General features: G+C 49.1%; 10 protein-coding genes and 1 pseudogene. 2 read left to right on the top strand and 9 right to left on the bottom strand.

What is annotated here, in order from left to right; genetic code table 11:
- Together V7D78_RS05800 and glnK are read right to left on the bottom strand one after the other, a co-directional pair.
- Positions 1-504 (bottom strand): annotated as a pseudogene (locus V7D78_RS05800) (ammonium transporter); the annotation flags it as partial.
- Between the two features lie 11 nt (positions 505-515).
- Positions 516-854 carry a P-II family nitrogen regulator gene (glnK, locus tag V7D78_RS05795; RefSeq protein WP_333607492.1) on the bottom strand — a complete coding sequence of 113 codons (339 nt, stop codon included), beginning with the start codon at positions 852-854 and terminating at the stop codon, positions 516-518.
- 273 nt (positions 855-1,127) lie between these two features.
- Between glnK and V7D78_RS05790 the strand changes: the two genes are divergently transcribed.
- Complete coding sequence (locus V7D78_RS05790) at positions 1,128-4,445, top strand: two-component regulator propeller domain-containing protein (protein ID WP_333607491.1); 3,318 nt, start codon at positions 1,128-1,130, stop codon at positions 4,443-4,445.
- On the opposite strand, the gene V7D78_RS05785 is transcribed toward V7D78_RS05790, so the two are convergent.
- The 4 genes from V7D78_RS05785 to V7D78_RS05770 form a co-directional block, all read right to left on the bottom strand.
- Positions 4,442-4,828 (bottom strand): YacL family protein, encoded by a 387-nt coding sequence (locus V7D78_RS05785; protein WP_333607490.1) that lies wholly within the window; start codon positions 4,826-4,828, stop codon positions 4,442-4,444. The two genes, V7D78_RS05790 and V7D78_RS05785, sit on opposite strands and share 4 nt — an antisense overlap.
- 319 nt (positions 4,829-5,147) lie before the next feature.
- On the bottom strand, positions 5,148-7,745 hold the full coding sequence (acnB, locus tag V7D78_RS05780; RefSeq protein ID WP_333607489.1) for a bifunctional aconitate hydratase 2/2-methylisocitrate dehydratase: 2,598 nt from the start codon (positions 7,743-7,745) through the stop codon (positions 5,148-5,150).
- A 396-nt stretch (positions 7,746-8,141) separates the two neighbouring features.
- Positions 8,142-10,205: a M13 family metallopeptidase gene (locus tag V7D78_RS05775; protein WP_333607488.1), complete on the bottom strand. Its 2,064-nt coding sequence runs from the start codon at positions 10,203-10,205 to the stop codon at positions 8,142-8,144.
- Between the two features lie 130 nt (positions 10,206-10,335).
- Entirely contained in the window at positions 10,336-11,838 is a 1,503-nt protein-coding gene (locus V7D78_RS05770; RefSeq protein WP_333607487.1) for a DUF3612 domain-containing protein, read from the bottom strand.
- A gap of 168 nt (positions 11,839-12,006) precedes the next feature.
- Between V7D78_RS05770 and V7D78_RS05765 the strand changes: the two genes are divergently transcribed.
- A complete protein-coding gene (locus V7D78_RS05765) occupies positions 12,007-12,522 on the top strand; it encodes a malate synthase (protein ID WP_333607486.1) in 516 nt (171 codons plus the stop codon).
- On the opposite strand, the gene V7D78_RS05760 is transcribed toward V7D78_RS05765, so the two are convergent.
- From V7D78_RS05760 to V7D78_RS05750, 3 genes are read right to left on the bottom strand one after another with little or no spacing between them, the layout of a single operon-like run.
- Positions 12,519-13,505, bottom strand: coding sequence for a DUF4862 family protein (locus V7D78_RS05760; protein ID WP_333607485.1), 987 nt, complete (start codon positions 13,503-13,505; stop codon positions 12,519-12,521). The two genes, V7D78_RS05765 and V7D78_RS05760, sit on opposite strands and share 4 nt — an antisense overlap.
- Before the next feature lie 44 nt (positions 13,506-13,549).
- Positions 13,550-13,858 (bottom strand): hypothetical protein, encoded by a 309-nt coding sequence (locus tag V7D78_RS05755; RefSeq protein WP_333607484.1) that lies wholly within the window; start codon positions 13,856-13,858, stop codon positions 13,550-13,552.
- Positions 13,859-13,869: 11 nt separating this feature from the next.
- A complete protein-coding gene (locus tag V7D78_RS05750) occupies positions 13,870-15,051 on the bottom strand; it encodes an NAD(P)/FAD-dependent oxidoreductase (protein ID WP_333607483.1) in 1,182 nt (393 codons plus the stop codon).
- Positions 15,052-15,369 lie beyond the last annotated feature (318 nt).

The raw sequence follows: 15,369 nt of genomic DNA, 5'->3' as shown, positions 1-15,369 counted from the left end.
TAACTCATACAAGCCAAATACCGCTTTTCCGCCCCAGGTCCAGCCGCCTTGCATCGGATAGATAAAACCGGTCATCACCACCGCAAAGGCTAAAAAGGCCCACAATTTCATGCGCTCTGCTACTGCACCAGAGACAATAGACATCGCCGTGGCGACAAAGACCACCTGGAAGAAGAAGTCGGACGCGCCGGAGTAAACCGCATCACCGGTAAAGTCATCTTGCTCAGCAAAAGATGCCAGGGTGGCATCAACATCAATCTCGGCAATACCTTGCAGGAATAAGCCGCCGTCGTACATAAAGTAATAACCACACACCAGATACATGATGCAGGCAATAGAATAGAGCGCGACGTTTTTGGTTAGAATTTCAGTGGTGTTTTTTGCCCGGACCAAACCCGCTTCCAGCATGGTAAAACCGGCGGCCATCCACATCACCAACACCCCGCACATCAGGAAGTAGAAGGTGTCCATGGCAAACTGTAAATGATAAATTTGTTCTTGCATGTTAAGGCTCCTTAGATCGCTTCAGCGTCAGTCTCGCCGGTACGGATCCGTACGGCCTGCAGCAATTCATACACAAAGATTTTGCCGTCACCGATGCGTCCGGTATGGGCGGCTTTCTGAATAGCTTCCAGCAAGCGATCTACCTGATCATCCTGAGTGGCAATTTCCAGTTTCACCTTAGGTAAAAAATCAACCTGATATTCGGCGCCCCGATATAATTCGGTGTGACCTTTTTGACGTCCGAAGCCTTTTACTTCGGTAACCGTTAAACCTTCTACCCCAATGTCAGCAATAGCTTCGCGAACATCGTCCAGTTTGAACGGCTTGATGATGGCACAAACAAGCTTCATGATGGTTTTCCTTATTAAACTTCTGCGATTGCACTACAGACAAGGAAACCTCGTGCCACTTTTATTTATATGCTTAATATCAATCGCTTAGGTAAAAACCTTGGGCATTGATTAGAAATAACGCACCATTAAGGTGCGTTATTTCCCGCTCAGTGTGCAAAATATTATCTCGCGGCAGCATGCTTGCAGAAGCGTTATTAACAACTATGCTAGTAGTGTTTAGCTGAGCATATAAATAACAACACTCACCCTACTCTGGCCCAAGGTTGAATTATGTACTTGGTGGTAAAATTAACTGGCTATCTGCTTTTACTGTTGTTGGCTGCGGGCTCATTTGCGCAGCACTCATCATTGCTTAGCCGATTTCCTGATGCGTCCCGTTTTGCCCGGCTTAATATTGATCAGGGACTGTCGCAAGCAACGGCAATGGCCTTGGCTCAGGATCATGCGGGTAATATCTGGATAGGTACGCAAAACGGTTTAAATCGTTATGATGGATTTGAGGTGAAGGTATTCAGGCCAGATAACCTGCAAAGCCTGTCTATCAGTGATAATTTTGTTACCTCGATACAGATAGATAAGCATGACACCTTGTGGCTGGGTACCTTAAATGGCCTCAATCGTTTTAACCCGTTACTGGGGCAATTTGAAAAAATCAGCTTAAAACGCAGCCAGCAAGACGATGAACCTATGGTGTTAGCCTTGCACTTTGACCATCAACATCAGCTATGGATAGGCACTAATCAGGGTTTAGCTTTACTAAAAGAACCTGCAGCTACAGTGCAATGGACAACCGGTAATGAAGCAAATGTTACGTCAATTTCTGCGGATACTGCAGGCAATTTATGGTTTGGTACCACCCGGGGTCTGGCGCGCTTAGATCAACAGCAGCAACTGATAGCTGTGCCCAATTTTCCGTTTGCCAATGCTTCTGTGATGGCGGTATACCATGACAAGGATGATCGGCTATGGGTTGGGCTGGAGCATGAAGGTCTGCTTTATAGCGAACCGCACAGCGAGCAATGGATTGCGCTTACGGTGTCCGGTTATACCCATGGCGTGCAAAATAAAGGTATCCATAGTATTACTATGGATAGCCATGGCGATATCTGGCTGGGCACCCAGCATGGCTTAAGTCAGTTACGGCTGATAAACGGTCAATGGCAGCAACAAGTGGCTTATCATTACCAACGGCATAATTCGGCCGCACTGGGCAGTGGTAAGGTGGTGTCTCTGTTGGAAGATAAAGACGGCAGTCTGTGGGTTGGCAGTTGGAGTGGTGGCGTATCGCGTTTGCATTTCGCTAATAACCTTTTTGTCAGTCTGACCCATGATTCAGCGTTACTTGCAACGTCGAGAAACCCTGCCACCATTAGTTTGGCTTCGGCTAATAATTCACTGTGGGTCGGTTCAGCAACCGGTCTGTTCCGACTGGATTTAGCCACTGCAGACTTTCAGTCAGCAGCTGATCCGGACCACAGTTTCCAGTTTTTTTGCGTGTTATCAAGAGAGCACGAAGTATGGTTTGGCCATGCGCAGGGTATCACTGCCATCAATAAGCTGTCTGGTGAGTATAGGCCTGTGCACCTTATGGCAGATATTCCAGAGGGGGCCATACGAAGACTATGGACCTCTGGCAACCTGCTGTGGCTGGCCATTGAAAATCGGGGCTTGTTTATTGTGAACGAGCAAGCTCAGCACCTTATCAAGCAACACCCTTTTGACCGCGAGATCACCTTTATTCAGTCCATTAACGAGCAGCTTGTTCTGGTAGGGTCTTACAGCGGACTCTTCTGGTTTGATGCTAAAACGGGCAGTCTGATTTATAAACACCAACTTAGCAGCCCTGAAGTACAGAGTGCAGCCAGTTTAGCCTCTGCACCTATGGCTTATCTGGCAACGGCCGATGGCCGCCATTGGTTAGCCACAAACGGTAGCGGGCTCTACGAGATACTGCCTGAAGACAGCTCCTTGCGTCCACAGGGTGTGCGTTTTAAGCAGTTCGCTGAAGCCGATGGTCTGGCAAGTGGCCAGCTGAAAGCGGCAGAAACCGACCGTCATGGCCATATCTGGCTTAGTAGCGCTTTTGGCGTGTCAGTGTTTATGCCCCAGACAGGCCAGTTTCGTCACTTTGCCTATCGGCATGGCACTTTACGCCGCGACTATATCAATGGCTCCAGCACCACCTTGGCAGACGGTACTATTGTATTTGGTGGCATCGATGGTTTTACCTTGTTTCAGCCGGACCAAGTACTGGCTTATCAGGTTGGTAACATTGCCAAACCTGCAGTACTGGACATCAGCATTAATGGTGCCCCGTTAACGTCTGAGACGACCTTAATGCACGATCTAACCCGAATTCACATTCCGGCTTCTGGTAACCGCAGCTTTAGACTGCTGTATTCCACACCAGAATACATTGAAACAGAACAGGTACAGTTTCAGTATAGGCTTGATCCACTTAACTCAGATTGGCTGAACCAAAGCGCTGCGCTGCGACAAGCCAGCTATGACCGGCTACCACCGGGCCTTTATCAATTCCGGTTACGTGCCGGCTTAGACAATGCCCATTGGAGTGATGAAAGGGTACTTGAGATTGAAGTCTTACCTTTTTGGTGGGAAACCTGGCAAGCCCGGCTACTGCTATTTTGTTTATTGCTGGCAATGCTGCTGATAGCACATAGTTTTCGCCTGAAAAGTTTGCATAAGAAACAAGAAGAAATGGCCTGGTTGGTAGAAGAACGCACAGATGCACTCAACGAAAAAACCAAAGCGCTGCAGGAATCTAAAAATAAAGCTGAGCAAACTCTTAAACAGCTTGAGTCGACCATGACCGAGCTGGTACGTACCGAAAAAATGGCCGCTCTGGGCCAACTGGTGGCAGGCGTAGCGCACGAAGTGAATACCCCTCTGGGTGTTGCATTAACCGCCAATAGTGTGCTGACAGAAGAAAGTAAGTTACTTCGTAGTAGGCTGGCTGCCGGGAATATCCGGCGTCAGGAGTTTGAAGAATACCTGGAGAAATCAATGCAGGCCGGGCATTTGCTGGAGCGCAATTTGCTCCGGGCTGCGCAATTGATATCTAACTTTAAACAGGTTTCCGTAGATTTAACCGCAGATCAGCAGCGCCATTTTAATCTTGCGCAGTATTTAAACGAATTACTGGAAAGTTTGAGTCTGATGTGGCGTAAGCGCCAAATCAACATAGAAGTGAATTGCCCGGATAATATTAATATGTTCAGTTACCCGGGGGCTATTGGTCAGATCATCACGAATTTTACACAAAACTCGCTGATTCATGGTTTTAAAGACCGGGAACATGGCAACATAATGATTAGTTGTCGCCAGCAGGATAATCAGGTGCAAATTGTATTTGCAGATGACGGAGCTGGCATCAAAAGCGAGCATATTGCGCGTATTTTTGACCCTTTTTTTACCACTAACCGTTATCATGGGGGCACCGGTTTAGGCTTGCATATCGTGTTTAACCTCATCAGTCAAAAACTCGGTGGCAGTGTCGACGTTGCTAGCAGCCCGGGTCAGGGTACCCGCTTTACCTTAGTCCTGCCCTTACAGATTGAAGCAGGTTAACCCATCAAAAATTGCTGCCACTGCCGCAGTAATTGCAGTAAATCTTCCAGGCCGCACTGACAGCTACTGCCATGCTCGTCCAGTTGCAGTGATTCATCCAGCTCAAGCGCCTGCAGTTGCGCGTGGCTTGTGGCATCTTGCTGTAACAGGCCATTCAGGCTAAGTGTCACTTCGGCTTTCTCTACCTGTAGCAGGTATTCCCTGCCCTGATATTGCAGGCTCTGGTAGGGCTTTAGTGCGCTAAGCTGGTCTATTAATGGCTGATAGGCCGCTGGCTGCTGACCAAATTCGTCCAGTAAAAACCGCCCCAGCATCTCATGCTCGGCTGAAAGGCTCAGGCTAAAGCGGCGGCTTGATCTGTCGTAAGTAAAATCGTGTTCCATGCTTTTCCTATTACGAAAAAATAAGCTGATGCTTATTTACGTGTGCCGAACCGGCACCTAAACAGAAGAACCTGCAGCGGCTTTGCGCGCAGTTCTTAGCGGGCCTGCATCTCTTATCGGGGCGACACAGAGTGTCTGAACGCACGCGCCAGCGGGAGTGAGTTGCTGTGGCGCGCCCGTAAGAGTATGCAGGCTCCGCTCACGCAAAGCCCCATCTATTGCGTAATCGCTATCACCAGATATTCTTAAGTAACTCACTTAATGAAAAAGGCCTGCATCAGCAGGCCTTTGTTCATCCACACAGATTATAGCAAAGCCATTACACCGCTTGCTGAATAATCACGTTGTCCGCTTTTTTAGTGTACTGCGGCATACGGTGGAAGTTCAGGTAACGGTAAGTATCGGCGGCGGTAGCGTCGATTTGCTTAGCGTAATCCAGATACTCTTCTACTGTAGGCAATCTGCCGATAATAGAGGCTACCGCGGCCAGTTCTGCTGAGGCTAAGTACACATTGGCACCCTGACCTAAGCGGTTCGGGAAGTTACGGGTAGAAGTAGAGACCACCGTCGACTTTTCTGCTACCCGAGCCTGGTTACCCATACACAATGAACAGCCTGGCATTTCAGTACGGGCACCTACTTTACCAAAGATACCGTAGTAACCTTCTTCGGTGAGCTGTGCCTGATCCATCTTGGTAGGCGGCGCTATCCATAAACGGGTAGGTAACTGGCCTTTAAACTTGTCCAGCAACTTACCTGCGGCACGGAAGTGACCAATGTTGGTCATGCAAGAGCCGATAAACACTTCATCAATTTTGTCGCCAGCCACTTGTGACAGTAAACGCGCATCATCCGGATCGTTTGGTGCACATAATACCGGCTCTTTAATATCGGCCAGGTCAATTTCAATGATTTCGCTGTACTCCGCATCAGCATCGGCATCCATCAGTTGTGGATCTTTCAGCCAGGCCTGCATCGCCTGCACCCGACGTTCGATAGTACGGACATCGCCATAACCTTCGGCAATCATCCACTTTAACATCACGATGTTCGATTCCAGATATTCGGCAATCGACTCTTTTGACAGCTTAATGGTACAGCCCGCCGCTGAACGCTCAGCTGACGCATCTGACAGCTCAAACGCCTGCTCAACCGTTAAGTGTGGTAAGCCTTCGATTTCCAGAATGCGGCCAGAGAAGATGTTCTTCTTGCCTTTTTTGTCTACCGTTAACAGGCCCTTTTGAATGGCCACGTAAGGAATAGCATGCACTAAGTCTCGCAGCGTAATACCTGGCTGCATTTCACCTTTAAAGCGCACTAAGACTGACTCAGGCATATCCAGTGGCATAACACCGGTCGCTGCCGCAAAAGCCACTAAGCCAGAGCCGGCCGGGAAGGAAATACCAATAGGGAAACGGGTATGGGAATCACCACCGGTACCAACGGTATCAGGCAGTAACATACGGTTTAACCAGCTGTGGATAATACCATCGCCCGGACGCAGTGATACACCGCCACGGTTCATAATAAAATCTGGCAAGGTGTGGTGCGTATCGACATCTACCGGCTTAGGATAGGCGGCAGTATGACAGAACGACTGCATGGTTAAATCGGCAGAGAAGCCTAAACAGGCTAAGTCTTTTAACTCGTCACGGGTCATTGGCCCTGTGGTGTCTTGTGAACCCACAGTAGTCATTTTCGGCTCGCAGTAAGTGCCCGGGCGTACGCCTTTGACACCACAAGCTTTGCCCACCATTTTTTGCGCCAGGGTAAAGCCTTTGCCTGAATCGACCTTGGCTTGTGGCCGACGGAATTTGTCTGACGGGCCATGGCCTAAGAATTCACGGGCACGGTCAGTTAAACCACGGCCAATGATTAACGGAATACGGCCACCGGCGCGCACTTCGTCAATTAATACGTCTGTGGCCAGGCTAAACTCGGCTAACACTTCATCGCTGCCGTGGCGCACAATTTTGCCTTCATAAGGCAGAATGTCGATCACATCGCCCATTTCCAGCTTGCTGACGTCTACTTCAATCGGCAGGGCACCGGAGTCTTCCATGGTATTAAAGAAGATAGGAGCAATTTTGCCACCCAGCACAAAGCCACCACCGCGCTTGTTAGGCACGTATGGAATGTCGTCACCCATAAACCACAGCACTGAGTTAGTGGCAGATTTACGTGATGAACCGGTACCCACCACGTCACCTACATAAGCCAGTGGGAAGCCTTTTTTGTTCAACTCTTCTAACTGCTTGATCGGGCCAACGCTACCAGGTTGATCCGGGTGAATGCCTTCACGGGCGTTTTTCAGCATAGCAAGGGCATGCAGCGGGATATCTGGCCGTGACCAGGCATCCGGTGCCGGTGATAAGTCATCCGTGTTGGTTTCGCCAGACACTTTAAATACCGTCACTGTGATTTTTTTCGCCAGCTCAGGCTTAGCTTCAAACCACTGTGCATCAGCCCAGCTTTGTAATACTTGCTTGGCATACTGATTACCGGCCTCGGCTTTGTCAGTGACATCATGGAAGGCATCAAAAATCAGCAGGGTGTGCGATAAGGCTTTCGCCGCGACCGGGGCTAATGCTTCGTTATCCAGCAGGCTGATTAACGGCTCTATGTTGTAGCCGCCCATCATGGTGCCTAACAGCTCGGTTGCCCGCTCAGCGCTGATCAGGCTGCAGCTGGCTTCGCCTTTGGCTAAGGCAGCTAAAAAGCCGGCTTTTACGTAAGCGGCTTCGTCTACACCAGGTGGTACCCGGTTAATTAATAAGTCCAGTAAGGTGTCTTCTTCACCTTGTGGCGGGTTTTTTAACAGGTCAACTAAGGTAGCAACTTGTTCAGCATTAAGCGGTTTTGGTGCAATGCCCTGTGCGGCGCGCTCGGCCACATGTTCACGATATTGTTGTAGCACAGTAAGATCCTCTTGGTCGTTGGCTGTATTTTTGTCACCACAGCGTCATGCACTGGAATGAATGTGGCTAATTATATGAAATTTCGTTGTTGATTGACATCAGGCCGCTACAGCCCGCAATTATAGCCACTATAAATACGGTGAATGTGAAGCCGGATGTTATATAAACTTTGTTATAGTGGTATGACCAGAAAAAAGGCTGAGCAACCTAATGCTCAGCCTATGCATTGTAGCAGAAAAACCTTACCCAAAGGATTACCCTATGGATTTCAATATGCACGAAGGCGGCAAGACCGATTACTGGTACGCCAGTCCGACCCCATGAGCTTAGCTGTACTAAGTGATTGGGGTAACAGGTGTAGCCAGCACCCGTACAGATTGAAAGACGACGGGTAATTACCAGATCTTAACGCGCTGCTCTGGCGGTAAGTACATAGCATCACCCTCTTTAATATCAAAGGCGCTATAAAACTCTGGGATATTTGGCAGTACCCCGATAACACGATAATGCGCCGGAGAGTGTGGCCCGGTGCTTAACTGACGGCGTAAGGCTTCTTCCCGGAATTTAGTGCGCCAGATTTGTGCCCAACTGATAAAAAAGCGTTGCTCGCCGGTAAAACCATCCATTACCGGCGCCTCATTACCGCCTAACGATAATTGATAGGCCTTTAACGCTACGGTCATCCCCCCCAGATCGCCAATGTTTTCGCCCAGTGCTACAGCACCGTTGACGTTGACGCCCGGTAGTGGCTCAAAGCGATTGTACTGACCAATCAACTTGCCACCACGCGCCTGGAACTGGGCTTTATCCTGCTCTGTCCACCAGTTACGCAGGTTGCCGTCGCCGTCATACTTAGCGCCCTGATCATCAAAGCCATGGCCGATTTCGTGGCCAATAACACCACCAATACCGCCATAATTTACCGCATCGTCCGCGTCCATATTAAAGAATGGCGGCTGTAAAATGGCCGCCGGGAACACGATTTCATTGTTTACCGGGTTATAGTAAGCATTGACCGTTTGCGGGGTCATAAACCACTCGCTTTTATCAATCGGCTGGCCCAGCTTGGCTAACATCTGATCGTAACTCCAGTGGCTGGCGCGCATAAAGTTACCCACCAGATCATCCGCTTTGATTTCCAGCGAGGAGTAATCTTTCCAGTTATCCGGGTAACCAATTTTCGGCGTAAATTTGCTGAGTTTTTCCAGTGCCGCTACTTTGGTATCGTCAGTCATCCATTCCAGCTCTTTAATTGACTGTTCATAGGCTTTAATGACGTTAGCGACCAATTGCTCCATGCGCGCTTTGGCTTCTGGTTTAAAGTGCCGCTCAACATACAACTTACCGGTTAACTCACCCAGCACCTGATCAGAGGCATCCACTGCGCGCTTCCAGCGTGGTTGCTGCTCTTCAATGCCACTTAGCGTAGTGCCGTAAAAGGCAAAACGACGGTCAGAAAAAGCGCTGCTTAAACGATCGGCATAGCCATGAATGGTTTTCAGGCTCAGATAATCTTGCCAGCTTTGTAAATCGGTGCTGTCCATGACATTGGCAAAGCCAGCAAAATAGCTGGGCTGACGCACGATAATGTCGTTTATGCCAGTGAGTTTCACGCCATTGGCAAAGTCGTCCCAGTTAAAATTACCCAGGCTGGCATTCAGCTCTGCCACTGACATCTTGTTATAGGTTTTATCGGCATTACGGTTATCAAGCCTGGTCCAGTGGTGCTCTGCCAGCGCTTTTTCCAGTGCATACACGCGCGCTGCCGCCCCAGCGGGATCGGCGTAGCCAGCCAGAGCAAACATATCGGTTAAATAAGCCTGATAGGCGTTAATAATCTTTAATGAGGCTTCGTCTTCGTTAAAATAGTAATCACGATCTGGCAAGCCTAAGCCGCCCTGACCGATATAAACCGCATATTCGGTGGAGTTTTTTGCATCGTTATTGATAAACCAGCTAAAAGGAATAGCGACGCCGTCACGCTGCAGTTGGGCAAATAAACCAGCCAGCTGTTCTTTGTTTTCCAGTGAACTAATAGCATTTAATTGCGGCTGTACCGGGCTGATACCCAGCCGCTCTATGGTCGCTTCATCCATAAAGCTGTTATAAAAACTGCCCAGCTTCTGCTCGTCTGAGCCGGGTGTTAAATCAGTACGGGCTGCCACTTCATCAATAATATCTTTGACGGCTTGCTGTGAGCGCTCTGCCAGAATATGAAAAGAACCGAAGGTTGCCCGATCAGCTGGGATCTCGGTTTCTGCCAGCCATTTACCGTTAACGGCTAAAAAGAAATCTTCTGAAAAAGCCACGGCCGGGTCAAAATACTGGGTATCAACACCTGATACCAATACTGATGTGGTCTGGGTAGTGCTAGTGCTATCCTGTTGTGCTGGTTTACTGCAAGCGCTTAAGCCAAGTGCTAAGGCCACGGCTGTGGCAACCAGGGTAAGTTTTTTCATTATCGTTATCCTGTGTTTGGTTACAAAAAGTTCGCCAGGCTATGGTACTCCGCCCCTGGCTGCCTTGCCAATTAGCTGACACATTAAGTTGTAACAGAATATAAATATGTCTTTCGTATATCGTGTTTTATTATGTACAACGGCTATAGCAGCTAGGGTTACGGGGGCAACTATTGCCTCTGGCACAAATCAGCTGCACCGGTTTTTCTAAACTACGCGCTACCCAGTTAATATTTAAAATATGGGCGACACTGGTCAGCGCCGTTTGGATACTTTTTGGCACTTTGGCGCCGCCGGCACTGTTAATGCACAGTTGTTTTAACTCTGCGGCCATGCCATCGGCATCTTCGCCTTGCGCCAGCAGCGCAGGGTTCACATCGATACCGGCACACAGCACATGGGTATTACCGGCTAAATCCTGGACTTTGGTTGACTCGCAGCAGTAAATGCGCGGCACGCCGTTGACATCCAGTAAGGATAACTGGGCAGAGCTGGCCACGCCTTCCACATCAAACATCCGAAAAACAGCCCAATGCTGACAGGGATCTTCTACCTGACGCATATTGCCCCAGGGCAGCGGTATGCCATTGCCCCGATAAACGGCTTTTAGTTTACCCGGGGTGTAAGCATCAAAGTAATGCCAATGGGTATAGGATGACACCGCCGTCATGCGGCGCATCGCCACTGAGGCCGACACACCGGCTTGCTGATGGCTGCTGATTTCATAACCATGGCGATCAAGCAATTGCCGGAACGGTAATTTAGGGCAAAGTAAGGCACCGGCAAAAAAACTGGATTCAAAATCGCGCCAGGCATGAAGCATATCCTGCGGCTGCACCGCCGTAGAGTGCGACAACTCATCGTCATGGGCACCACCTACAGTCATGCTGCTTTTTACGCCATCTTTGTTATGCAGTACAGCATGGCCAATATGTACCGCTAATTCGTATTTCAGCCGGGTAGGCACTTGCTGTAATAACCGGTTTAAGTGCAAGGTGCCAGGCGGGGTAAAAAATGAGGTCGCCACGTTTTTTGAGCGCACCCCCAGTTCATCCAGCAGCTCTTGCGGGGCCTCTTCAAACCAGCTGATGTGCAGGCCTAATTGCTGCGCTATCGCCATTAACTCCTCAACACTGAGTGGCATGCGCTTTTGGCCCACCTCTTCGGCGGCACGTTCCAGCTCTGGAAAATGGTTTTGATGGTGTTCCTGATGTGCACGGATCAACAATTGTGCAAATTGTTTACCACTGGTGCCGGTTTGCGACAGCATTTCCGGGATGGCAATTTGTAAAATCTCATTTGAAAATAAAAAGCTTGGCTCCAGCGCCATACCGTTAATGCCGCCACGACTGCCTTTTTGCGGTGTTAAGTCCTGGCCGGCGTCTTCACCATCTAAAAACCAGTCGAGATCTTTTTGAAACACTTCAGCAATCACTTCCAGCATTTCAACACCTGGCGTACGCTTACCACGCTCAATCATCGATAAATACGACACCGACGGCGCCTGCTCCGGGTTAACCCGGATGCAGCGTGTTGATAAATCTTCCATGGTTAAATTATTGCGTTTTCTCAGGTTTCTAATCTTAGTTCCCAGAAAATGCGACTTTCTCAGCAGGCTTTTATTGGCTTTCATTTTGTAAAATTCACACTGTAAAATTTTTATTGTCAAATTATGCTGTTTTTTAGACTAGACTAGTTTCTAACCGATAGCAACTGGTCTGATGTTTAAGGCTACACAAGATTGCACAGCGGTAACCTAAAAAACTAAACACTGTACCTGACACCAAACGAGGATGAGATTATGACCACACTGGCCCAACAACAGAGCACACCGTCACATAGCCATACCGCCTGGATGGCGACTGAGCTTAACGTGATTAATGAGCTGAATCAGCGCCATGTCAAACAGGTCATGGACTATTCAAAAAACTTTTTAGATAAAACCTTTCCGCTGGCTCAGGGCTCGCATAAAGATGTGGTGAGCTATGTGGTGTATTTTCAGCATTTGCTGGCGTTTTTTGCCGATGGCCGTAAAAGTGGTTTGCAAAACCCGGCGCAGTTTGTCGCCTTAAGCGGCCACCGCGAAGCGCCAGAGTCACTATTACTGCACAATGATGGGCGTCATGTTGAGCTGGTGTTTAACCGCCATGGCGAGCAAGGTTGTCAGGATAGCGCCGGTATTGACGATATTCAGCTGCAAACCACTGAGCCTGACTGCGTCTGGTTTAGTATGGTCAGCGGCCGTCAGGTCAGCTGTCGCCATAAAGCCGATAAAAGCTTTACCGGCAAAGATGGCGAGCGCTATAACCTGGGTTAAATATCTGCGCTTGCTTGTGCAAAATAACGATCTAAAATCGCCAGCGTATCGCGCAGATAACCGATACGCTCGGCAATGTCTGCCGCGAGTGGACGGATACCAATTTTCACACCTAGCACGAACAACTGGCGGGCATAAGAGCAGGCGGCTAAACATTGGTGCATCGCTTGCTCGGTCATCCAACTGCCCGGCTCGCCATGTACTACCTGTTCACTGCGGCGCGGCGGTTGATGGCTATCACGCCAGGCACCGTAGGCGCTGTCCTGATCTGATACGCCTGAAAACATCACACCACTTAACAGGCCCGCTGCTTGGGCTGCTTTAATATGTTCCAGCGCCCCTGCTACCCGACGCGTCTCAAACACCGAGCGGCCCCAGTTAATCACCATGCCTAGTTGCTGCGCTGCTGGCAGGTTGGCATTTAACTGCGTTAATACTTCAAGCTCATCGGTAAGGGCTAAAAAACCTTTTGAGGGGGCATGGCTGTCAACATAGGCATCACAGTGCTCGATCACGATCTTCGCGCCCTGCCAGTCCCAGCTAAGCATGGTGTTAATTGATGCCGCAAGCGCAGCTTTAGATGAGTGCGCCTTATGACGGGCTGGCGCCGTTTGAATTTGAATAGCGCGAACGGCCTGCCGGCCTAAATGAGCATTGAGTTTAGCAATGGCCGCACAGGCCTGCTGCATAAAACCCAGTGCAGCCTGGCGCCCCGCTTCATCGTTTGAGGCAATACCAAACAACGGGTTTTGACCGAGCGCATTCATAATGCCGGGGATACAGGTAAACACATAATCCCAGCTGGGGTCGATATTGGCTAAAAACCAGTTATCGTCATGTTGATGCAAGGCACTTAAAAACGGGTGCTCCAGGCCTTTTACATTCGGCAACACTTTTAATTGCTGATAAAAAGCGGTTTCCCGTGCGGGATTCCACTCGCTGTGATTGGGGGAGGCGGCATAGGCGCCAACATAATATTTCATCACACTCATTATCCGTATGGAAGCTTAGTCAGTTGAGGTTTAACTTAGTCATTAGGGCTATTAAGCGTAAACACCAGATGTTTACGCATGTCTTTTAGTACCACACCCTTTTTCAGCATATGGCCGCTGAAACGCTTTTGCCAGCTTAATAACTGTGGCTGTGCTGCGGCAAGTGCAGCATCATCAGCAAATTGCACCCGCACCAACAACGAGCCCGGAAAGGCCTCATACTCCAGGCTAAACCAGCACTGCACTACGCCGGCGAATTCTGCCAACGCCTGCTGCTCCAGTAAGGTTACCGCAGACAGCACCGCAGCTTGTTGTTTAATTTGTACTGTTGAGAGTTTTTTCATCGATTATTCACTTAACAATACTGTCCTGCTACCCAGCCGCTGGCCCAGGCCCACTGGAAGTTGTAACCACCGAGCCAGCCGGTGACATCGACGACTTCGCCAATAAAATACAGGCCGGGCTGATGTTTCGCTTCCATGGTTTTGGACGATAAGCCCTCGGTATCTACACCACCAATAGTCACTTCTGCCGTGCGATAACCTTCAGTGCCATTCGGTTTAAAAATGTAACCATGCAGGCTGTCGGCAATCTGTTTAATGCTTTTCGGGTTAAGTGCTTTCAATGGCTGGTTAGTCAATATCTGTATCTCTAGCAGTTTTTCAACGAGTCGTTTGGGTAATAGTTTGCTAAGAGCCGTTTTAACTTCCTGCTCAGGGTGGGCCTGTTGCTGATTGGCCAAAAACGCTGCCACATCGGTTTCTGGAGACAGATTAACCAGCACCTCATCACCCGGCTGCCAATAACTGGATATTTGCAAAATGGCCGGCCCGCTTAAGCCGCGATGGGTAAACAGCATATCTTCCGGGAACAAGGTGCCATTGGCCTGTGCCGTCACCGGTAGCGATACACCGCTGATTTCTTCAAATACGGCCTTATCACTCGGCTGCCAGGTCAGGGGCACCAGCGCCGCACGCAGTGGCAGTACGGTTAAGCCAAACTGCTCAGCCAGCTGAAAACCAAAAGGGGTTGCGCCTAAATTAGGCAGGCTCAGGCCGCCACTGGCCACCACCAGGCTGGAACATTGCCGCTCTAGCTCTGGCGTGCTTATAGTGTATTGGCCTGCAGCAAAGCTGACAGCGCTTATCTGCTGCTGCAACGCAATCTGCACATTGGCCGCTTTGGCTTCAGCGAGCAGCATATCCACAATGTCTTTGGCGCTGTCATCACAAAATAGCTGGCCCAGCGTTTTCTCGTGATAGGGAATCGCATGCTGTTGTACCAGGCCAATAAAGTCCCATTGGGTATAGCGGCTTAATGCCGATTTACAAAAATGCTTGTTTTGCGACAGGAAGTTTTCGTGGCTGGTATAGATATTAGTAAAATTACAGCGGCCACCGCCTGACATCAGAATTTTACGGCCCACCCGCTTGCCATTATCAAGCACCAGCACCTTACGACCACGTTTACCGGCCTCAATGGCACACATTAATCCGGCAGCGCCGGCTCCTATTACTATTACATCCCACTGCTGCATTTAGTGTTCAACTTACTGTTACGCTAATTCAAAGTGACTATTGTCGGCTACCTTTGCTAACGATGCAATCTCAGCCTTCTGACTGTTCAAGTCAATCATAAAGACATATCTTATAACGATAAGCTATAAAAAAAATTGTATATAAAACTCAACACCCTGCAGCAATGCTGCGCTGGCATTCAAGTAATAAAACTGATTAACAGCTAAACAATCCTTTTTTTGAAACAGTTGTTAACAGCTTTACTCGCTGGCTATATGTTGTCCATATTTTGTGCATTTACATATTCTTACAATTTCATTAAAACAGTTACGATGTTG

This window comes from Arsukibacterium sp. (assembly GCF_036735525.1).
Lineage (GTDB): Bacteria > Pseudomonadota > Gammaproteobacteria > Enterobacterales > Alteromonadaceae > Alishewanella.
Note: the sequence above shows the minus strand (reverse complement) of the source record. Positions and strands in the feature narration are given on the sequence as shown.

What these genes read in the sequence shown, in the direction of transcription:
- glnK (WP_333607492.1), bottom strand. Translation starts at nt 854, where the DNA reads ATGAAGCTTGTTTGTGCCATCATCAAGCCGTTCAAACTGGACGATGTT.
- V7D78_RS05790 (WP_333607491.1), top strand. Translation starts at nt 1,128, where the DNA reads ATGTACTTGGTGGTAAAATTAACTGGCTATCTGCTTTTACTGTTGTTG.
- V7D78_RS05785 (WP_333607490.1), bottom strand. Translation starts at nt 4,828, where the DNA reads ATGGAACACGATTTTACTTACGACAGATCAAGCCGCCGCTTTAGCCTG.
- V7D78_RS05775 (WP_333607488.1), bottom strand. Translation starts at nt 10,205, where the DNA reads ATGAAAAAACTTACCCTGGTTGCCACAGCCGTGGCCTTAGCACTTGGC.
- V7D78_RS05770 (WP_333607487.1), bottom strand. Translation starts at nt 11,838, where the DNA reads ATGAAAGCCAATAAAAGCCTGCTGAGAAAGTCGCATTTTCTGGGAACT.
- V7D78_RS05765 (WP_333607486.1), top strand. Translation starts at nt 12,007, where the DNA reads ATGACCACACTGGCCCAACAACAGAGCACACCGTCACATAGCCATACC.
- V7D78_RS05760 (WP_333607485.1), bottom strand. Translation starts at nt 13,505, where the DNA reads ATGAAATATTATGTTGGCGCCTATGCCGCCTCCCCCAATCACAGCGAG.
- V7D78_RS05755 (WP_333607484.1), bottom strand. Translation starts at nt 13,858, where the DNA reads ATGAAAAAACTCTCAACAGTACAAATTAAACAACAAGCTGCGGTGCTG.
- V7D78_RS05750 (WP_333607483.1), bottom strand. Translation starts at nt 15,051, where the DNA reads ATGCAGCAGTGGGATGTAATAGTAATAGGAGCCGGCGCTGCCGGATTA.